The organism is Streptomyces sp. NPDC056161, from assembly GCF_042268025.1.
In the GTDB taxonomy this organism is placed as follows: Bacteria; Actinomycetota; Actinomycetes; order Streptomycetales; family Streptomycetaceae; genus Streptomyces.
This window is the reverse complement of the sequence record NZ_JBHJUV010000015.1, coordinates 84,642-103,893: the sequence shown is the minus strand read 5'-3', so window position 1 is coordinate 103,893 and position 19,252 is coordinate 84,642. Positions and strand designations below refer to the sequence as shown.

Sequence of the window (19,252 nt, the reverse complement as noted above, 5' to 3'; positions counted from 1 at the left end):
TCATGGAGCTGAACCACGAGTTCACCGTCCCCGTCCCGGTCGACGACGCCTGGCACGCGCTCCTCGACATCGAGCGGATCGCACCGTGCCTGCCGGGGACGACGGTGCAGGAGTTCGACGGCACGACGGTGACCGGCACAGTGAAGGTCAAGGTCGGGCCGGTGACCGTGGCGTACCGGGGCACGGCCGTCTTCGAGGAGCGGGACGAAACGGCGCACCGGATGGTGATCGTGGCGAGCGGCCGGGAGATCCGCGGGCAGGGGACGGCGCGGGCCACGGTCACCGGCACGCTGAGCGAACGCGACGGCGGTACGGCGGTGTCGGTGCGTACCGACCTGACGGTGACCGGGCGGCCCGCGCAGTTCGGGCGGGGGGTGCTGGCGGAGGTGGGTGACCGGCTCGTGGGCCAGTTCGCGCGGTGCCTGGGCGAGCGGATCACCGAGCGGCCCGGGGCGATGGGCGAACAGCCCGCTCCGCCGGCGGCGGAGCCGGAACCGCTCGACCTGGTCCGGGCGGCCGGGCTGCCGGTGGCCAAGCGGGCGGCGGGCGCGGCGGCGGTGCTGGCGGTGCTGCTGCTGGTGCTGGGAGGCGTGTGCCGACGGCTGCGGCGCGGGTGCCCCCGGCGGTGCCGCTGAGCGCCCGCCGAACCGTCCGCCCCGGACGGGTCGGCGGGAGTGCGGTGCGCCGGTCGTCCTCGGCGCGTCGTGGCCGGGCGCCCTCCCCTTTCCGCCGTGGGCCTACCGCTGGGGCAGCCGGTGGAGCGTCACGTCCGTGAGCGCGCCGTCGGTGAGGGTCGCCGTGAGGTACGTGCAGTGCGGCTGCCGTCGGCGGTCCGTCGGCGAACCGGGGTTGAGCAGGCGCAGGCCGGTCGGGGCCGTGGTGTCCCAGGGGATGTGGCTGTGGCCGAAGACCAGGACGTCGAGGTCGGGGAAGCGGGCGGCGCAGCGCGTCTCGCGGCCCGCGGCGGGTCCGGTCTCGTGGACGACGCCGAGGCGCAGGCCGCCCAGTTCGGCGCGGGCCACCTCGGGGAGGCGGGCCCGCAGCAGCGGTCCGTCGTTGTTGCCGTACACCGCGATGAGCCGCCGGCTGCGGCTCTCCAGCAGGTCGAGGGTGGCGGTGTCGACCCAGTCGCCGGCATGGACCACCACGTCGGCGTGCGGCAGCTCGGCGAGCAGCGGTTCCGGCAGCCGCTCGGCCCGCCGTGGCAGGTGGGTGTCGGACATGAGGAGCAGGCGCACCCGGCCAGCGTAGGCCGACACGTCCCGGCGGGGCGGGCCGACGGGCGGCGGGCCGGGAGACGGACCTGGCTGTCACCGCTCGGGTGTCCGGTCGGCGGGGTCGCCGCGTACCTCGCGGGTGGGGTGGCACGACGGACAGCGATCCACGGAGATAGTTCGCAGGCTACCTGAACAGTTCCAACTGGACAGTCTTGGCTGCGTTGTCTAGGGTGCTGGCCATGGACGACATCTCGGGCTCCGCCACTCGTGCCGCGCGCGACCTGCGCGTGGTGCTCAGCCGGATGCGGCGCCGTATCCGCGAGGTCGCCCAGGACGCCGACCTCACCCCCTCCCAGGAGTCGGCGCTCACCCTGGTCGGCAAACACGGCGCCGCCACGGCCAGTGCCCTGGCGACCGCGGAGGGGGTACGGCCGCAGTCGATGGCCGCCACCCTCGCCGTACTCGACCAGCAGGGTCTGATCCGCCGCACCCCCGACCCCGACGACGGCCGTCGGCAGCTGGTGACCCTCACCGACGCCGGCCAGGCCCGCGTCGAGGGCAACCGGCAGGCGCGTGAGGAGTGGCTGGCCCGCGCCTTCCAGGACCGGTTCAGCGAGGAGGAACGGCACACCGTCCTCAAGGCACTGGCCCTCCTGGAACGGCTGTCGCAGCAGTGACACCGAGGCCCACCGGACGCTCTCGGCAGTCGACGACCATCGCGGGCGACCATCCCACCGGCACCGCCCCCGACCACGGCGCACCGGCGGACGGCCCCGTGCGCCACCGCCTCGACAGTCGCCTCCGCCCCGGGGTCGGCCGGGCCGCCCGGCCCGGCCGACCGAGGTCACGACCGCCGGCACGCCGTGCCGGTCCGGCTCCGCGCCGGCGGTGACCGCACCGGACCGCTCCCCCGAGCGTCCCCCGGTCCGCCCGCACCCCGAACACCCCGAACATCCTGAACATCCCGAACATCCCGAGACAAGCCCCGAAAGGCCCTACCGATGGCACTCACCGCCCTCGACCCCCGCACCGCCCTCGTCGTGATCGACCTCCAGCGCGGCATCGCCGGCGCGCCCACCCAGCCGTACGGCGGCCCCGAAGTGGTGGCCCGCTCGGCGGAGCTGGCCGACGCCTTCCGGGCCCGGGACCTGCCCGTGGTCCTGGTCCGCGTGACCTTCGCGCAGGACGGTTCGGACCGGGTCCCCGGCCGCACCGAGCACCAGGCACCGGCCCGCTCCTACCCGGAGGGCTGGGACGTCATCGTCGACGAGCTGTCCGGCCACCCCGGCGACATCCACGTCACCAAGCGCAACTGGGGCGCCTTCCACGGCACCGACCTCGACGTCCAGCTGCGCCGCCGGGGTGTCACCCAGATCGTGCTGACCGGCATAGCGACCAGCATCGGCGTCGAGTCCACCGCCCGCGCCGCGTACGAGCACGGCTACCACGTCGCCGTCGCCACGGACGCCGTGGCCGACCTGAGCGCCGAGGCGCACGCGGGCAGCGTCGAGCGGATCTTCCCGCGGCTCGGCGAGACGGGCACGACGGCGGAGATCCTGCAACTCCTGGCCAAGACCCACGGCTGACGTCGGCCGACACCCGGGCCCGGCCTCCGGTCGAGGGCAAACGCCGTCCTTACCGGGGGCCGGGTTAACATTCGGCCACGCACACGCTGCCATGGAGGCAACGGAAAGCGAGCCGAGGGGGCCAGGAAGCCGGATGCCGGTCAAGGTCAGTGTCATCGTCCCGGTCTACAATCCCGGGCCTTACATCGAGGACTGCGTCGCCTCGATGCTGCGTCAGTCGCTGCCCCGGGACCAGTACGAGGTGATCTTCGTCGACGACGGTTCCACCGATGCCACCCCGGCCAGACTGGACGAGCTGGCCGCCGCGCACCCGCAGTTCACCGTCGTCCACCAGCCGAACTCCGGCTGGTCGGGCAAACCGCGCAACGTGGGGATCGAGGCCGCCCGCGGCGAGTTCGTGATGTTCGTCGACAACGACGACTACCTCGGCGACGAGGCCCTGGAGCGGATGTACGAGTACGGGGTGACGAACAAGGCCGACGTCGTCGTGGGCAAGATGGCCGGCAAGGGCCGCCCGGTGCCCGTGGAGCTGTTCCGGCGCAACCACCCGCACGCCACCGTGGACAACGCCCCGCTCATCGACAGCCTGACCCCGCACAAGATGGTCCGGCGCGACTTCCTGGACCGCACCGGGCTGCGCTTCCCCGAGGGCCGGCGCCGCCTGGAGGACCACGTCTTCGTCACGGAGGCATATCTGCGCGCGGACAACGTCTCCGTGCTCAGCGACTACGTGTGCTACTACCACGTGAAGCGGGACGACGCCTCGAACGCCGGATTCCAGCGCTTCGACCCCGTGGGCTACTACAAGAACCTCCGCGAGGCCCTGGACGTGGTCGAGCGGTACACCGAGCCGGGCCCGCGCCGCGACCGGCTGCTGCGCCGCTGGCTGCGCGTGGAGATCGTGGACCGGATGAGCGGCCGGCGCCTGCTCGGCCTCCCGGACGACTACCGGCGGGAGCTGTTCCACGAGATGCGCGCGGTGGTCGTCGAACGGTTCGGTCCCGGTGTCGCCGCCGGCCTGCGCCCCGCGCAGCGCATCGTCGCCGCGCTGATCAGGGACGACCGGTACGACGACCTGGTCGCCCAGGCCGAGTGGGAGGCCGGGGTCGCTCCCAAGGCCGCGCCGACCGGCGTCGAGTGGCGTGACGGGACGCTATGGGTGGACTTCACCGCCGAGTACAAGCGCGACGGCGAGCCCCTGGCCTTCCCCGTCGGCGGGGCCCGCACTCCGGCCGCCGAGGCACCCCGGGATCTGGCCCAGTCGACGGCCTGGCTCGGAGCGGACGCGGTCGCGGGCTTCGAGAAGGCCACCGCCGACCTCATCCTGCGGGACCGGTCCAGCGCCGCCTCCTTCTTCCAGCCGGTCGAGATCACCCACGAGCAGGTCCCGGCCGACGACGGGCGCGTCCGGCTGGTGCTGCGCGCGACGGCCGCCGTCGACCCCGGCACCGCGGCGGACGGCGTCCCGCTCCACGCGGGCCTGTGGGACGCGTACGTCCGGGTCGCCCTCGGCGGCTGGACCAAGGAGTGCCGGCTGGGTCCGGTCCGCGGTCCTGACCGCCCCACTCCGCCGGCCGGGGCCGTCGCCGAGCGCGTGGTGCTGCCGTACTGGACCAAACAGCACGACAACTTCTCCCTGGACGTCGACAAGGCGGGCAAGTCGCTGGGCCTCGGGCGGCTGACGCCCGAGGACGCCGCGGTCTCCGGCGCCGATCTGCTGACCGTCGCACTCCCCCTGTACGTGGTGGACCGCGTCGACGTCCTGCTGCGGCTGACCGACTCGGCCGGCGGCAAGCAGACCGAGCGACCGGGGACGCTCACCCCGGCGCAGGGCACCGGCTCGCTCCTGGAGGCCCAGGTGCCGCTGCGCGAGCTGCGGGGCGCCGCCTGGCGGCTGGAGGTGTGCCCGGCGCCGCGGAGCGTGACGCCCCGCTTCCTGCCGCTGCCGCTCGTCCTGCGGCCCCGGCGCTCCGGCGGCGCCCAGCTGACCCGTTCCACGGCACCGGGCCCGGTGCACCGCCGACTGGTGCGTCGCGCGCGGAGCATCCTGGGCGCCGCCCTGCGCGGGACGGGAGAGCGAAGGACAACACGGAAGGCGTGACGGAGTGCGGGCACTGGAAATAGCGGGAGCCTGGGTATTGGAGCCCAAGGTGTACCAGGACCATCGGGGCAGCTTCCACGAGTGGTTCCGGGGCGAGGAGTTCCGCGAGGCCACCGGGTACGACTGGACGCTGGCCCAGGCGAACTGCTCGGTGTCCCGTCGGGGCGTGCTGCGCGGGGTGCACTTCGCCGACGTACCGCCCGGTCAGGCCAAGTACGTGACGTGCGTGAACGGATCCGTGCTCGACGTGGTGGTGGACATCCGCGTCGGCTCCCCCACCTACGGACAGTGGGAGGCGGTACGGCTGGACGACGCCGACCGGCACGCGGTGTTCCTGGCCGAAGGGCTCGGGCACGCGTTCATGGCGCTCACCGACGACGCGACGGTGATGTACCTGTGCTCGACCGGCTACCTGCCGGAGCGTGAGCACGGGGTGCACCCGCTCGACCCCGAGCTGGGCATCGAGTGGCCGCGGGGCATCGAACCGGTGCTGTCCGAGAAGGACGCCGCCGCCCCCACGCTGGCCGAGGCGGAGCGGTCCGGGCTGCTTCCCAGCCACGCGGACTGCTCCGCCTTCTACGAGCGGCTGCGCTCGGGTCGGCTCAGCGACTGACGCCGAACTGCGCCACCGCGCGACGCAGCGGCTCCCAGCCGCGGGACCGCTTGGTCCCGCGGTTGCGGGCCGCCGCCAGCGGCGCCCAGAAACCGGCCGACAGCAGCGCCTGCGGCTGCGCGGCCGTCGTCCGGTCCAGAATCGCCTCGGGCACCTTCTGCGGGTCGGACACCTCGAACTCCGCGATGATCTCGTCGTACCTGTCCTGGAGCACCGTGCTCTCCGGGTCGGCTCCGAAGACCAGGAGCTGCCCGGTGGGCGCGGTGTCGACCAGTACCGTCACGAGGTCGGGGCGGTGGCGGTTCAGGATCTCGACGAGCTTGTAGACGTCACCGGTCCAGGCGTCGGTGTGCCGGTCCCGGGCCGCCTCGTCCACGCTGCGCGGCAGCATGTCGTCGAAGACGATCACGCTGGCCCAGTCCGAGTGCCGCTCGATGTTGATGAAGTCGCGCAGCGCGTACTCGAACAGGTGCATGCCATCGATGAACGACAGGTCGAGGGTGGTGCGCCGCCAGTACCCGAACGGACTGCGGTTGCGGGCCAGGTTGCGCAGCGGGTGGCGGCCGCCCCGCAGATGTGCGAGGGGGTTCTCCCTTGCGAAGAAGTCGTCGCTCGTCGCCTTGGCGAGGTGCACGTCGCAGCGGATCTCCGTGACCACCTTGAACGCGGGGTCGATCGCGATGCTCGGCACCCGGGACAGCGTCAGGCTGCGGCCGTCGTTGACGCCGATCTCCAGGTAGTTGCGGTTCGCGGTGACCTTGTGCAGCTCCCGCAGGAACTCGTGCCGTTTCACTGGGACATCTCCTTGCGGATATGGGGCAGTGCTTCGTGCAGGGCGGACCGCCAGTCGCGCAGCGGTTCCAGGCCGGCCTCCCGCCACCGGCCGTGCCCGAGGACGCTGTAGGCGGGCCGGGGAGCCGGACGGGGGAAGGCGGCGCTGCCGACGGGGCGCACCCGGTTGGGGTCCGCGCCCGCCAGCAGGAAGACCTCCTGGGCCAGTTCGTGCCAGGTGGCCTCGCCGGAACTGGTCGCGTGGAAGACACCGTGCGCGCCGCCGTCCCGGGCGAGCCGGGTGCCGAGGTCCGCGATCCGCGCGGCCACGTCCGCGCTCCAGGTCGGCTGGCCGCGCTGGTCGTCGACCACGTCGAGGGTGTCCCGGCGGGCCTCCAGGTCGAGCATCGTGCGCACGAAATTCCGTCCGTGGACGCCGTACAGCCAGGCGGTGCGGACGACGGCGGCGGCCCCCGGGAGTTCCGCGAGGACCGCCTGCTCGCCGGCGAGTTTGGTACGGCCGTAGGCGGTGCGCGGGGCCGGCGGGTGGTCCTCGGGGTAGGGCGTGATCCGGGTCCGCTCCGGCCGGGCGGGGTCGGGAGCGCACAGGGGTGCCTCGCCGCCGAAGACGTAGTCGGTGGAGACGTGGATCAGGCGGGTGCCGTGGGCGGCGCAGGCGCGGGCGACGAGACGCGGCCCGTCGCCGTTGACGGTGAGCGCACGCGCCTCGTCGGTCTCGGCGTCGTCGACGGCCGTGTACGCGGCACAGTTGACGACCAGGTCCGGGCGGTGTTCCGCGAGCGCCCGGCGGATCGCGTCGGGTTCGGTGATGTCGAGGGCGGTGCGGTCCAGGCCGGTCACGTCCGCGCCGCGCCGCCGCAGTTCCTCGACCGTGTCCCGGCCGAGCATGCCGCCCGCCCCAGTGACCAGCCACCTCATCGTGTCCCCCGCTGCTTGAGCGGCTCCCACCAGGCACGCCGGTCGCGGTACCAGGCGACGGTCTCGGCGAGGCCGGCGCTGAAGTCGCGCCGGGGGCGGTAGCCCAGTTCGTCGCGGGCCTTGCTCCAGTCGACGGAGTAGCGCAGGTCGTGGCCCTTGCGGTCGGCGACGTGGTCGACCCGGCCCCAGTCGGCGCCGCAGGCTTCGAGGAGCAGACCGGTGAGCTCCCGGTTGGTCAGTTCGGTGCCGCCGCCGATGTTGTAGACCTCGCCGGGGCGGCCCTTCGTCCGGACCAGTTCGATGCCCCGGCAGTGGTCGTCGACGTGCAGCCAGTCGCGGACGTTGCGCCCGTCCCCGTACAGCGGGACCCGCAGGCCGTCCAGCAGGTTGGTGACGAACAGCGGGACGACCTTCTCGGGGAACTGGTGCGGGCCGTAGTTGTTGGAGCAGCGGGTGACCCGGACGTCCAGTCCGTGGGTGCGGTGGTACGCGAGAGCGAGCAGGTCGGAGGACGCCTTGGAGGCGGAGTACGGGGAGTTGGGGGCCAGCGGGTGGGTCTCGGGCCAGGAGCCGGACTCGATGGAGCCGTAGACCTCGTCGGTGGATATGTGCACGAACGGGCCGACACCGTGGCGCAGGGCCGCGTCCAGCAGCGTCTGCGTGCCGACGACGTTGGTGAGCACGAACTCGCCCGCCCCGTCGATGGACCGGTCGACGTGCGACTCGGCGGCGAAGTGCACGACCTGGTCGGCGTCCGCCATCAGCTTGTCGACCAGGTCCGCGTCGCGGATGTCGCCCTGCACGAAGTCGAGGCGGGGATGCGCGGCGGGGAGGTTCGTGAGCGTACCGGCGTAGGTGAGCTTGTCCAGCACCGTGATCCGGGGGGCGTGCGGCCCGTCGTCGGCGAGGAGCGCCCGGACGTAAGCGGAACCTATGAACCCGGCGGCGCCGGTGACGAGGAGATTCATGAACAGATCTGCACCTTGCTGTGGTCTCCGAGGACGAGGCGGTGGGCACTGGGCACGGTGGTCGTGGGGGTCACCTCGACGTGCCGTCCGATCAGCGAGGACTCGATCCGGCCCACCCCCTGGATGGAGGAGTCCCGCAGCACGATGGAGAACTCCAGTTCGCTGTCGGTGATCCGGCAGTTCTCCGCGACGGAGGTGAAGGGGCCGACGTAGGAGTCGCGGACGACGGTTCCCGAGCCGATGACCGCGGGGCCGACGATCCGGGAGTTCACTATCCGCGCTCCCGCCTCGACCACCACCCGGCCGACGGTCTCGGACCGCTCGTCCACCTCGCCGTCGATCCGCCGCTCGGCCGACTCCAGGACGGTCCGATTGACCTCCAGCATGTCCCCGACGTTGCCGGTGTCCTTCCAGTAGCCCTCGATGAGGGTGGAGCGCACGTCGGCACGGGTGTCGATGAGGCGCTGGATGGCGTCGGTGATCTCCAGTTCGCCACGCCAGGACGGCTCTATGGCGCGTACGGCCTCGTGGACGGCGGGGCTGAACAGGTAGACCCCGACCAGCGCCAGATCGCTCTTGGGCCGCTGCGGCTTCTCCTCCAGGCCCACCACCCGGCCGGCGGCGTCGAGTTCGGCGACGCCGAAGGAGCGCGGGTCGGGGACGTGGGTGAGCAGGATCTGGGCGTCGGGGCGGTGCGCCTGGAACTCGTCGACGAGGGCGCTGATGCCGCCGACCACGAAGTTGTCGCCGAGGTACATCACGAAGTCGTCGTCCCCGAGGAAGTCCCGGGCGATCAGCACCGCGTGGGCCAGCCCCAGGGGCCGCGCCTGGGGGATGTAGGTGACCTTGAGCCCGAACTCCGAGCCGTCGCCGACCGCCGCCTCGATCTCCGCGGCGGTTTCGCCGACGATCATCCCGACCTCGGTGATCCCGGCGGCGGCGATGGACTCCAGCCCGTAGAACAGCACGGGCTTGTTCGCCACCGGTACGAGCTGCTTGGCCGACGTGTGCGTGATCGGCCGCAACCGGGTACCTGCGCCACCCGAGAGCACGAGTGCTTTCATCTGCCACACCCTATAGGTGATCGTTCGGATCGAACCTTCGATTCTCTTACTGGTTGGTTAAGAAGGTACGTCCTGTGCTCTACGGAAGGTTTACGGGAGAGTGCGATCCAGCGGCGCGTGGGGTTCCCGTCGCCGAGGAGACACCTTCAGTCACCCTCCGGTTCGACCATGGCGCGCCGCACATCGTCCTCGATCTCGGTCAGGGACCGGCCCTCGTCCCGGGCGTACTCGCTCAGCGCGGTCCGCAGGTCCCGGGCCAGGTCGCGCCAGGCCCGCACGGCGGTCTCGTAGGTGTCCGCCTGGGTTGCGGTCAACTGGCCCTCGGCCGGGGGCCCGTAGGTCTCCCGCAGCTCCTCCACCTGGGCGTGGGCGGCATCGACGGCGCGCCGTTTGGCGACGAGTTCTTCGAAGGTGTGCGACACGGCAAGGACCCTAGGCACGGCTCCCGCGCCACGCACCCGCGACCTGCGGGCGGAGCCGGTACCCGTACCCGTGTGGCGGTCAGTCGCCGATCATGACGTCGGCCCACACCTGCTTGCCGCCGCCCGCCGGTACGGTTCCCCACGCCGTCGACACGGCCTCCACCAGCAGGATGCCCCGGCCGCCCGTGGCCTCCCAGCCGAGACTGGTGGGCTTGACGGGGGTGCGCGGCGAGGCGTCGGCGACGGCGACCCGGCAGCGGCTGCCGACCAGCGTGAGGTCGAGCCGGACCGGGCCGGTGGTGTGCACGAGGGCGTTGGTGACCAGTTCGGAGACGACGAGCAGCACGGCGTCCACGGCGTCCGCGGGCAGCCCCCAGGCGCGCAGGGTGCGCAGGGTGAAGCGCCGGGCGTGCCGTGCGGCCTCCGGCACCCGCCACACCGTCCAGCTCTCCCGCCGCGGGCGCACGGCCATGCCGTCGTAGCGCATCAGCAGCAGGGCCACGTCGTCGTCGCGGTGGGCGCCGCCGAGCAGGGCGTCGGCGACGGAGCCCGGACGGGCCGGGTCGGCGGCGCCGAGCTCGTGGGCGAGCCGGGCAAGACCCACGTCGATGTCGGTCTCGGCGGACTCCACCAGGCCGTCGGTGGTCAGCGCGAGCAGGCTGCCGGGCGGCAGCCGCACCGGAGTCATCGGGAACTCCGCCCGGACCAGCACACCGAGCGGCGGACCGCCCGCCACCTCCACCACCTGTGTGCTGCCGTCCGGGAGGCGCAGCACCGGCGGCACGTGGCCGGCGCGTACGAACCAGGCCGAGCCCTCCTCCAGGTCGACGTCGACGTAGCAGCAGGTGGCGAAGAGGTCCGTCTCCATCTCCAGCAGCAGCCGGTTGGCGTGCGAGACGACGACGTCCGGCGGGTGGCCCTCGGCCGCGTAGGCGCGCAGCGCGGTGCGCATCTGGCCCATGAGGGTGGCGGCGCCCGCGTTGTGGCCCTGGACGTCGCCGATGACGAGGGCCACGTGGTTGTCGGGCAGCGGGATCACGTCGTACCAGTCGCCGCCCACCTCCAGGCCGGCGGTGGTCGGCAGATAGCGGGCGACGGCGACCGCGCCGGGCAGCCGGGGCAGGCGGCGGGGCAGCACCGCGCGCTGGAGCATGCCGACCAGTTCGTGCTCGGCGTCGAAGGCGCGGACCCGCATCAGCGCCTGTCCTATCAGGCCCGCGCAGGCGGTGAGCAGGGCGCTCTCGTCCGGTCCGAAGTCATGCGGGCGGTCCCAGCCGATGAGGCAGGCGCCGGTCATGCGGCCGTCGGCGGGCAGCGGCAGCACAGCCAGGCCGCCGGGTCCGACCCCGACGAGAGCGGGTTCCAGGTCGGAGTCGGCGGGCCAGACCTGGGCGCGGCCCTCGCCCAGGGCCGCGGCGAGGGTGGGCATGGAGCGCACCGGTGCGTCGGGCCACTCGGTGCGCCACTCGGTGCGCCACAACTCGGGCCAGGCGTCGGGCTCGGGCGGATCGAGGACGGTGACCACGAGCCGGTCGTTCTCCAGCTCGGCGAGGGCGATCCGGTCGGCCTGCAACGGTGTACGCAGCGTCGCCACCACGGCCTGGCTGACCTCCTTGACAGTGCCCGCGGTGGCGAGGGACGCGGCCAGGCGCTGCACCCGGGCCACGTCAGTGACGTCGGAGCGGAGCGTGAAGGCGTCCGCGACGGTGCCGACGAGCCGGGCCGGGCGGCCTTCGCCCGCGGGCCGCAGCCGACCGCGCAGCCGCAGCCACTTCGGCGGGCCGGAAGGCTGCAGGACGCGGAACTCCAAGTCGCGTTCGCCGAGGGACACCGGGTCGGCCTCGACGGCGGACATGAGCGAGGGCAGGTCCTCGGGCACGGTCAGGGCGAGCAGCGTCTCGATCCGGCCGTCGAACGCGTTCCGGTCGATCCGGAACAGCTCCAGGATGCCGTCGCCGACCTCGACCTGGCCGGTGTCCATGGCCAGGCCGAAGGCGTCGGCGGGCAGGTCCCCGGTCTCCCCCGGCCCGGCCGGGACGGGTGTGGTGGTCGCGGCGGCGAGAAGTTCCAGGCAGGCGCGGTCCTCGCGGTCGAAGCCGCCGGGGGCCTCGGTCACGGCGAGCAGCAGGCCGGCGCCGTCGCACACCGGGAGGGCGGCCAGGCTGACGTCCGGGAACGGGGTCCGGCGGCGCGCCCCCGGGTGGCCTGCCAGTTCCCCGGGGCCGAGCCATTGCGGACGCCCGGTGCGGTGCGCCTCGGCGGCCGGTGAGCGGCCGGCGACGGGATGGGTGTCGCGCAGTCCGTACATCGTGCGCGGCAGTCCCGCCGACTCGGTCAGGCACAGCAGGGTGCCGTCGTCACTGAGGGTGTACAGGCCGGCGAACGCCGCGCCGGCGAGGACCAGTGCCTGTTCGAGCACGCGGTGGGTCCGGTGGGCGGTCCGGGGATCGGCGGCGAGTGCGTCGAGGGCGGCTTCGGCACGCTCCCTCCTGGTTCCGCGCAGCGCCGCGCCGTCAGTGACCACATCCGCCATTACAGCGCTTATGGGGCGCCCGCGCAGCCCCTGTGACCGTTCCATGGAGTCGCGAGCACGGGTTTCCCACGGTGTTCCCGCGGCGCCCACCGACACGGACGGTCACCACACGGACGGTGACCGGCGGCGAGGCCGGTTCGCGTGCCCCCCGGTGTCCCGTACTGCCCGCCGCCCCGCGCCTCTCCTCCGCGGCGCGCGCTTCCGATCGCCCCCGCCCGCCCGCGCGCTCCGGTTCCGCACAGCCTTCTCGCTGCGACGGCCGGGGCGTAGGCCCGGGGAGACGGGGTACTCGTCGCCCTTCACCAGCTCGGGAGCGAGTGCCGGGGGGTGCTCTCGCCGTGCGCCGGGCGCCGCCACGAGGGAGCCTTGACCCCTGGGATGCGCGGCGCGCCGCGTGGCGTGAGGAGGTGGTCGCCGTGTCCGAAAGGCAGGCGCCCCCGCAGGCCCCGGCGCCGACCGAGCTGTGGTCCGGCAGACCGCTGCTGTCGCTGTCGCTGGCCTCGATGATGGAGCACGTCCAGGCCCACGCCGGTGCGGTCTATCTGATGGCTCCGGACGAGCCGGTGCTGGAGATGGCCGTGATGGCCGGGCTTCCTCGGGCGTTCGTGGCGCCGTGGGAGCGGATCGGGCTGAGCGCGCCGATCCCGGTGTCCGAGGCGGTGCGCGAGGGCCGGCTGGTCTGGGTGGGCGGCGAGGAGGACATGGCACGCCACTATCCGCGCATCGCGATGGTCCTCCCCTATGCCTTCTCCCTGGCCGCACTGCCGCTGGCGACCGCCGACGCCACCTACGGCGCGGTGTTCGTGACCTGGCCGGGGACGCACCCTCCGGCGCTGTCCGACCACGAGCGGGAGCATCTGACCCGGGCCTGCCGGCTGCTCGCGGCACGGCTGGAGCGGGCGGCGCGGGAGAACCGCCCCCCGCTGCACGAGCCCGACCTGCTGGCGGTGCCGGAGCCGGACGTGGCGAGCACGCTGGGCTCGGTCGAAGCGGCCCGGATGGTGGCCCGGCTGCCGTACGGGCTCGTCTCCCTCGACCTGCACGGCCAGGTGGTCTTCGCCAACGCCGTGGCGGCCCGGCTGCTGGGCGCCGGCGCCGACGAACTGATCGGCACCCGGCTGTGGGCCTCGGTGCCCTGGCTGAACGATCCCGTCTACGAGGACCGCTACCGGGCCGCGCTGATCAGCCAGCAGCCCACCTCGTTCGTGGCGCTGCGCCCGCCGGGCGACTGGCTGTCCTTCCGCCTCTTCCCGAGCATGACGGGACTGACCGTGTGCATCGGCAAGGCCCGTGCGGTGGCGGAGATGGAGCAGCGCACGCCGCGCGACGAGAAGCCGTCCCGGCTGGTGACCATCTCGCAGGTGCTGAGCCTTTCGGGCGCGCTGACCGAGGCGGTCGGCGTGCAGGACGTGGTGCAGCTCGTCGCGGACGAGGTCTGCCCGGCCGTGGGCAGCCAGGGCGTGGTCATTCTCGGCTCCCAGGCCGGACGGCTGCACGTGCTGGGGCAGCGCGGATACCCGAACCCGCGCGCCGTCGACCAGTTCGACGACGCGCCGCTGATGAAACGCACCCCGGGAGCGCACGTCCTCAGAACCGGCGTGCCGGCCTTCTTCGACTCCCGGCAGCAGTTGGAGCACCTGTATCCGGGCCGGTACGAGACCCCGGACGGCTTCGCCGCCTGGGCTTTCCTTCCGTTGATCGCCTCGGGGCGCCCGGTGGGCACCTGTGTGCTCGCCTACGCTCAGCCGCACGTCTTCCCGGCGAGCGAGCGGGCCGTCCTGACCAGCCTGGGCGGGCTGATCGCGCAGGCCCTGGAGCGGGCCCGGCTCTACGACGCCAAGCACCAGCTGGCGCACGGACTGCAGGCGGCGCTGCTGCCGCACTCGCTGGTCCGGCTGCCCGGCATCGAGGCGGCCGCCCGCTATCTGCCGGCCACCCAGGGCATGGAGATCGGCGGCGACTTCTACGACCTGGTGCCGACCCGGCCGTTCCCGGCGGCGGTGATCGGCGACGTCCAGGGGCACAACGTGACCGCGGCCGGGCTGATGGGGCAGATCCGTACCGGGGTCCGCGCGTTCACCACCGGGGGCCAGCCGCCGGAGGAGGTCATGAGCAGCACCAACCGGCTGGTCATCGACCTCGGGGCGGAACTGTTCGCGAGCTGTCTGTACCTGCGTCTGGACCCGGCGCGCGAACAGGCCGTGATGGCCCGGGCGGGGCATCCGCCTCCGCTGCTGAGACGGCCGGACGGCCGGGTACGGGTCCTGGACCTGGCCGGCGGCCCGCTGCTGGGCATCGACGCGACGGCGACGTATCCCCGCACGGAAGTCGGTCTCACCCGTGGTTCACTGCTGGCCCTCTACACCGACGGCCTGATCGAGGCGCCCGGCGTCGACATCGAGGACGCCCTGGCCGACCTGAGCGGGCTGCTCGCGGCGGCGGGCGATCAGCCGCTGGAGCTCCTGGCGGACGAGGTGGTACGGCACTGCGTGGCGTCGCACGAGCGGGCCGACGACGTGGCGGTGCTCCTGCTGCGGGCCCAGTCCGAAGGCTGACCCTCCGACCTCCGACCTCCGAGCTGCGACCCGCGTCGGCCGACGCGCCGGGCGCCGCGGCGGATCGGCTCGCCTCGCGTGTCGTCGGGCGCGCTCGGGAACAATCCCCCGTATGACGATGACCACCGCCGAAGCCGACAAGATCCTCTCCGCCAACTTCGCCCCCTGGGTGCTCGAACTCGGTCTGTCGGTCGAGGCGCTGGGCGAGGACCGTGCCCTCCTGCGCCTGCCCTGGTCAAAGCGGCTGTCCCGGGAGGGCGGCGGCCTGTCGGGACAGGCACTGATGGCCGCCGCCGACACCGCGACCGTGATCGCCGTCTCGGCGGCCCGCGGCACCTTCGTCCCGATGACGACGGTGCAGCAGTCGACGTCCTTCCAGCGGGCGGTGACGGGTTCGGACGTCCTGCTGGAGGCGGTGCTCACCAAGATCGGGCGGCGGATGGCGTTCGCGGACGTCACGATGACCGACGCGGCCTCCGGCGCGCTCGCCGCCCGCGCGAGCACGGTGTACGCGCTGCTGGGCTGATGCGCGCCGATACGAACGCTGATGCGGGCTGAGGCGAACGAACCCGTTGCGGAGCGACAGCCGTTACAAGCCGGCGTGCCCAGGCGAGGCCCTCGACGCGACAGATCCGTCGCCGAAGCCGACACGCCCAACCCCGCCATCAACACGCCCCATCCCGCCGTCAACACGCTCAGTCGCCGATCAGCAACCATCCGTACCGATCGATCGGCGACTTCCCCCATGCAGGGAATCTGCACATCGATTGCCCAAGCGGGTCACGGGGACCCGCGGATCTGCACATCCGTGCGCCCCCTGCCGCGCCTTTGGCGCGGAGTGCCGGATTCGGCTCGACGGGGGCAAGAGTTCGGCCGCACCGATGCCGTGCGGCATGTGAAGGAGTCGCTGGCAAGCCGTGCCCGCTCCTGCACCGGACGAGCCCCTGAGTGACGCAAGTGCCCAGGTGGAGCCGGTGATTGATTGGAAGGGCGAGCAGCCCGCGTGCTTTGATCCATCGCACCGCGAAGGCCGTGCGGGGCTCCCGGAGACGGGCGCTCGGCGGCCGCGGCCGCGGCCGTCCCCAGAGGGGGCCGCTCTCCCCCTTATGAATACCCATACGAAGGGAAGTTCCATCATGAACTCCACCCCCCAGGTCCAGACCGCCGAGATCTCCGACGCCGAGCTGGACAACGTCTCCGGCGGCCTGATCGGTGGCGTCGTCGCCACCACCACCGGCCTGGCGGACACGGTTCTCCCGGTCTCCGGCGTGGTCAACACCGCCGTCGGCACCGTCGAGGGTCTCACCGGCCTGAACACCCAGCCGGTCACCGGCCTGGTCTCGGGTCTCTGATCGCAGCTCATTGACGCCGAGTCCCGGAGCCGTCCTGCGGCTCCGGGACTCCGCGGTGTTCCGTGTCCGCCGTGCCAGAGTCTCTCCGCAGGTGAGGGAAGTTCCGTGCAGTTCCGCCAACAGGCCCTCGCCAAGCTCCAGTCACCCGAGGAACTGGACCTTCCGGTGCGTCTCGCCCGCCCGCAGGGCTGGCTCGCGCTCCTGGTCACGGTCCTCGTGGTAGCGGCCGCTACCGTGTGGGCGGTGACCGGATCGGTCGCCTCCACGGTCGGCGCGCCCGCCATCCTCACGCACGGGCAGGGCAGTTACATCCTGCAGAGTCCGGTCTCGGGCCAGGTCACCGCCGTACTCGCCCGACAGGGCCAGCGGCTGGCCGCCGACTCCCCCGTCCTGAAGGTCCGCACCGGTCAGGGCGAATCGGTCGTGCGCACGGTCGCCCCCGGCCGGATCACCACGCTCGCCGCGACCATCGGGCAGATCATCCAGACCGGTGCCGACGTCGCCGCGGTGGAGAAGATCGCACACGCCTCGGACCCGCTGTACGCGACGGTGTACGTGCCCGCCGAGAACGCCACCGCCATCCCCGCGAACGCCCCCGTCGACCTGACCGTGTCGTCGGTGTCCACCCAGGAGTACGGAGTGCTGCGCGGCCATGTGAAGTCGGTGGACCGCACCGCCCAGTCCGCCCAGTCGATCGCGGCGTTCCTCGGTGATGGCCAGTTGGGCGAGCAGTTCACCAAGGACGGGCGGCCGGTGGCCGTGCTCGTGCGGCTGGACACCTCGTCGGCCACCAGGAGCGGCTACCACTGGTCCTCGGCGGACGGCCCGCCGTACGCCCTGGACTCGATGACCCTGGCCACCGGCTCGATCCGGCTGGCCGACCAGCGTCCCGTCGATTGGCTGCTGCCGTGACCACCGCCCAGGAAACCCGCGGCCGACGGCGCGCCGCCCCGGCCAAGCGGCCGGTCCCCAAGGCCGCGCGCAAGGCCGTCCGCACGCCGACCGTGCTACAGATGGAGGCCGTCGAGTGCGGCGCCGCCGCGCTCGCCATGGTGCTCGGCCACTACGGGCGGCACATCCCGCTGGAGGAACTGCGCATCGCCTGCGGGGTCTCCCGCGACGGCTCACGCGCCAGCAACCTGCTGAAGGCGGCCCGCGGCTTCGGGCTGACCGCCAAGGGCATGCAGATGGACCTGGCCGCGCTCGCCGAGGTGGCGGCACCGGCCATCCTGTTCTGGGAGTTCAACCACTACGTCGTCTACGACGGCATGGGCCGCCGGTTCGGGCGGCGCGGCGTGTACATCAACGATCCCGGCAAGGGCCGCCGCTTCGTGCCCATGGAGGAGTTCGACGGCAGCTTCACCGGGGTGGTCCTGGTGCTGGAACCCGGCGACGGCTTCACCCGGGGCGGGCGCAGGCCGGGGATCCTCGGCGCGATGCCGGCCCGGCTGCGCGGCACCGCGGGCACCCTGCCGGCGGCGGTACTCGCCAGTCTGCTGCTGGTGGCGGTGGGCGCGGCGGTGCCCGCGCTCAGCCGGACGTACATCGACATGTTCCTCATCGGCGGGCAGACCTCGCTGCTCGGCGTGCTGTTCGCGTCGATGGGCACCTGCGTGCTGCTCACGCTGATGCTGACCTGGCTCCAGCAGACCAACCTGCTGCACGGCCGGATCATCTCCTCGACCCTGTCCAGCGCCCGCTTCCTGCGCCATCTGCTGCGGCTGCCGGTGACGTTCTTCGCCCAGCGCAGCCCGGCCGACCTGGTGCAGCGGTTGCAGTCCAACGACCAGGTCGCCGAGACGCTGGCCCGGGACCTGGCGGCGGCGGGTGTGGACGCGATCGTGGTCGTGCTGTACGCCGTACTGCTGTACACGTACGACCCGCAGCTGACGTTCGTCGGCGTCGGTGTGGCGCTGCTCAACATCGTGGCGATGCGGTGGGTGGTGCGGCTGCGCGCGACCCGTACCGCGAAGCTGCGGGCGGACACCGCCCGGCTCACCAACACTTCTTACACCGGCCTTCAGTTGATCGAGACGATGAAGGCGACCGGCGGCGAGGACGGCTACTTCCGCAAGTGGGCCGGGCAGCACGCGACCACTCTTGAGGAGCAGCAGCGGCTCGGTGTGCCCAGCGCCTGGCTGGGTGTGGTCGCGCCGACGCTGGCCACGTTCAACAGCGCGCTCATCCTGTGGATCGGCGGCCTGCGCGCGGTGGAGGGCCATATCTCGGTCGGTCTGCTGGTCGCCTTCCAGTCGCTGGTGACCCGCTTCACCGCCCCGCTGACCCGGCTCAACGGGGTGGCCGGCCGCATCCAGGACTTCGCGGCGGACGTGGCCCGGCTCAAGGACGTGGAGAACTTCCGCGCCGACCCGGTGTACGACCGTCCCGGCGCGGGCGAGTCGACCCGCCGCCTGCACGGCCACGTGGAGCTGGAGAACATCTCCTTCGGTTACAGCCCGCTCGACAAGCCGCTGCTCACCGGTTTCGACCTGGCCGTCGGCCCCGGCCGGCAGGTCGCCCTGGTGGGCGGTTCGGGCAGCGGCAAGTCGACGGTCTCCCGGCTGATCGCCGGTCTGTACACCCCGTGGGAGGGGGTGATCCGCATCGACGGGCAGCGTCTCGACGACATTCCGCGCGGTTCGCTCGCCGCCTCCGTCTCCTTCGTCGACCAGGACGTGTTCCTCTTCGAGGGCACGGTCCGCGACAACGTCGCCCTGTGGGATCCGTCGGTCCCGGACGAAGCCGTGGTGGAGGCGCTGCGCGACGCGGCCCTGTACGACGTGGTGGCGCGCCGGCCGGGCGGCGTCCACAGCAGGGTCGAGCAGGACGGCCGCAACTTCTCCGGCGGCCAGCGGCAACGTCTGGAGATCGCGCGGGCGCTGGTGCGCCGGCCCAGCGTGCTGGTCCTCGACGAGGTGACGAGCGCGCTGGACGCGGAGACGGAGCTGGCCGTGATGGACAACCTGCGGCGGCGGGGCTGTGCCTGCGTGGTGATCGCGCACCGGCTCAGCACCGTGCGCGACAGCGACGAGATCGTGATGCTCCAGCACGGCACGGTCGTCGAACGCGGGCGCCACGACGACCTGGTGGCCCGCGGCGGAGCGTACGCCGCGCTGGTCAGGGAGCGGTGA

17 protein-coding genes are annotated in these 19,252 nt (G+C 72.8%); 10 read left to right on the top strand and 7 right to left on the bottom strand.

What is annotated here, in order from left to right; genetic code table 11:
• Positions 1–2 precede the first annotated feature (2 nt).
• Complete coding sequence (locus ACFC09_RS16375) at positions 3–635, top strand: SRPBCC family protein (protein ID WP_376528243.1); 633 nt, start codon at positions 3–5, stop codon at positions 633–635.
• Between the two features lie 102 nt (positions 636–737).
• On the opposite strand, the gene ACFC09_RS16370 is transcribed toward ACFC09_RS16375, so the two are convergent.
• Entirely contained in the window at positions 738–1,238 is a 501-nt protein-coding gene (locus tag ACFC09_RS16370; RefSeq protein ID WP_376528240.1) for a metallophosphoesterase family protein, read from the bottom strand.
• Between the two features lie 218 nt (positions 1,239–1,456).
• Between ACFC09_RS16370 and ACFC09_RS16365 the strand changes: the two genes are divergently transcribed.
• The 4 genes from ACFC09_RS16365 (at position 1,457) to rfbC (ending at position 5,517) form a co-directional block, all read left to right on the top strand.
• Positions 1,457–1,894, top strand: coding sequence for a MarR family winged helix-turn-helix transcriptional regulator (locus ACFC09_RS16365; protein WP_376528237.1), 438 nt, complete (start codon positions 1,457–1,459; stop codon positions 1,892–1,894).
• Between the two features lie 324 nt (positions 1,895–2,218).
• On the top strand, positions 2,219–2,803 hold the full coding sequence (locus tag ACFC09_RS16360; RefSeq protein ID WP_376528234.1) for a hydrolase: 585 nt from the start codon (positions 2,219–2,221) through the stop codon (positions 2,801–2,803).
• 133 nt (positions 2,804–2,936) lie between these two features.
• Positions 2,937–4,904, top strand: coding sequence for a glycosyltransferase family 2 protein (locus tag ACFC09_RS16355; RefSeq protein WP_376528232.1), 1,968 nt, complete (start codon positions 2,937–2,939; stop codon positions 4,902–4,904).
• Positions 4,905–4,908: 4 nt separating this feature from the next.
• Positions 4,909–5,517: a dTDP-4-dehydrorhamnose 3,5-epimerase gene (gene rfbC / locus ACFC09_RS16350; protein WP_376528230.1), complete on the top strand. Its 609-nt coding sequence runs from the start codon at positions 4,909–4,911 to the stop codon at positions 5,515–5,517.
• Here rfbC and ACFC09_RS16345 read toward each other — a convergent pair.
• The 6 genes from ACFC09_RS16345 to ACFC09_RS16320 all read right to left on the bottom strand — a co-directional run bounded on the left by ACFC09_RS16345 (position 5,507) and on the right by ACFC09_RS16320 (position 12,214).
• On the bottom strand, positions 5,507–6,310 hold the full coding sequence (locus tag ACFC09_RS16345; protein WP_376528227.1) for a class I SAM-dependent methyltransferase: 804 nt from the start codon (positions 6,308–6,310) through the stop codon (positions 5,507–5,509). The genes rfbC and ACFC09_RS16345 overlap by 11 nt on opposite strands.
• Positions 6,307–7,227: a dTDP-4-dehydrorhamnose reductase gene (gene rfbD / locus ACFC09_RS16340; protein ID WP_376528225.1), complete on the bottom strand. Its 921-nt coding sequence runs from the start codon at positions 7,225–7,227 to the stop codon at positions 6,307–6,309. The genes ACFC09_RS16345 and rfbD overlap by 4 nt, the downstream gene beginning before the upstream one ends.
• Entirely contained in the window at positions 7,224–8,195 is a 972-nt protein-coding gene (gene rfbB / locus ACFC09_RS16335) for a dTDP-glucose 4,6-dehydratase (protein ID WP_376528223.1), read from the bottom strand. The genes rfbD and rfbB overlap by 4 nt, the downstream gene beginning before the upstream one ends.
• The gene (locus ACFC09_RS16330; RefSeq protein ID WP_376528221.1) at positions 8,192–9,259 is read right to left on the bottom strand and encodes a glucose-1-phosphate thymidylyltransferase; all 1,068 of its coding nucleotides are present in this window, start codon (positions 9,257–9,259) and stop codon (positions 8,192–8,194) included. The genes rfbB and ACFC09_RS16330 overlap by 4 nt, the downstream gene beginning before the upstream one ends.
• A gap of 146 nt (positions 9,260–9,405) precedes the next feature.
• The gene (locus ACFC09_RS16325; RefSeq protein WP_376528218.1) at positions 9,406–9,681 is read right to left on the bottom strand and encodes a hypothetical protein; all 276 of its coding nucleotides are present in this window, start codon (positions 9,679–9,681) and stop codon (positions 9,406–9,408) included.
• 79 nt (positions 9,682–9,760) lie between these two features.
• Positions 9,761–12,214 (bottom strand): SpoIIE family protein phosphatase, encoded by a 2,454-nt coding sequence (locus tag ACFC09_RS16320; RefSeq protein WP_376528216.1) that lies wholly within the window; start codon positions 12,212–12,214, stop codon positions 9,761–9,763.
• Positions 12,215–12,621: 407 nt separating this feature from the next.
• Here ACFC09_RS16320 and ACFC09_RS16315 point away from each other — a divergent pair, with 407 nt between their 5' ends.
• The 5 genes from ACFC09_RS16315 to ACFC09_RS16295 all read left to right on the top strand — a co-directional run bounded on the left by ACFC09_RS16315 (position 12,622) and on the right by ACFC09_RS16295 (position 19,252).
• The gene (locus ACFC09_RS16315; protein WP_376528214.1) at positions 12,622–14,769 is read left to right on the top strand and encodes a SpoIIE family protein phosphatase; all 2,148 of its coding nucleotides are present in this window, start codon (positions 12,622–12,624) and stop codon (positions 14,767–14,769) included.
• A gap of 112 nt (positions 14,770–14,881) precedes the next feature.
• Positions 14,882–15,295 carry a PaaI family thioesterase gene (locus ACFC09_RS16310; RefSeq protein ID WP_376528212.1) on the top strand — a complete coding sequence of 138 codons (414 nt, stop codon included), beginning with the start codon at positions 14,882–14,884 and terminating at the stop codon, positions 15,293–15,295.
• A gap of 610 nt (positions 15,296–15,905) precedes the next feature.
• On the top strand, positions 15,906–16,121 hold the full coding sequence (locus tag ACFC09_RS16305) for a type A2 lantipeptide (RefSeq protein WP_376528209.1): 216 nt from the start codon (positions 15,906–15,908) through the stop codon (positions 16,119–16,121).
• A 105-nt stretch (positions 16,122–16,226) separates the two neighbouring features.
• Positions 16,227–17,033 carry an HlyD family efflux transporter periplasmic adaptor subunit gene (locus tag ACFC09_RS16300; protein ID WP_376528206.1) on the top strand — a complete coding sequence of 269 codons (807 nt, stop codon included), beginning with the start codon at positions 16,227–16,229 and terminating at the stop codon, positions 17,031–17,033.
• Positions 17,030–19,252: an NHLP family bacteriocin export ABC transporter peptidase/permease/ATPase subunit gene (locus ACFC09_RS16295; protein WP_376528204.1), complete on the top strand. Its 2,223-nt coding sequence runs from the start codon at positions 17,030–17,032 to the stop codon at positions 19,250–19,252. Before ACFC09_RS16300 ends, ACFC09_RS16295 begins: the two co-directional genes overlap by 4 nt.

Excerpts from the sequence above, each read along its gene's own strand:
- ACFC09_RS16360 (WP_376528234.1), top strand. The coding sequence starts at position 2,219 with ATGGCACTCACCGCCCTCGACCCCCGCACCGCCCTCGTCGTGATCGAC.
- ACFC09_RS16375 (WP_376528243.1), top strand. The coding sequence starts at position 3 with ATGGAGCTGAACCACGAGTTCACCGTCCCCGTCCCGGTCGACGACGCC.
- ACFC09_RS16330 (WP_376528221.1), bottom strand. The coding sequence starts at position 9,259 with ATGAAAGCACTCGTGCTCTCGGGTGGCGCAGGTACCCGGTTGCGGCCG.
- rfbD (WP_376528225.1), bottom strand. The coding sequence starts at position 7,227 with ATGAGGTGGCTGGTCACTGGGGCGGGCGGCATGCTCGGCCGGGACACG.
- ACFC09_RS16355 (WP_376528232.1), top strand. The coding sequence starts at position 2,937 with ATGCCGGTCAAGGTCAGTGTCATCGTCCCGGTCTACAATCCCGGGCCT.
- ACFC09_RS16310 (WP_376528212.1), top strand. The coding sequence starts at position 14,882 with ATGACGATGACCACCGCCGAAGCCGACAAGATCCTCTCCGCCAACTTC.
- ACFC09_RS16365 (WP_376528237.1), top strand. The coding sequence starts at position 1,457 with ATGGACGACATCTCGGGCTCCGCCACTCGTGCCGCGCGCGACCTGCGC.
- ACFC09_RS16320 (WP_376528216.1), bottom strand. The coding sequence starts at position 12,214 with ATGGCGGATGTGGTCACTGACGGCGCGGCGCTGCGCGGAACCAGGAGG.
- ACFC09_RS16305 (WP_376528209.1), top strand. The coding sequence starts at position 15,906 with ATGAACTCCACCCCCCAGGTCCAGACCGCCGAGATCTCCGACGCCGAG.
- rfbB (WP_376528223.1), bottom strand. The coding sequence starts at position 8,195 with ATGAATCTCCTCGTCACCGGCGCCGCCGGGTTCATAGGTTCCGCTTAC.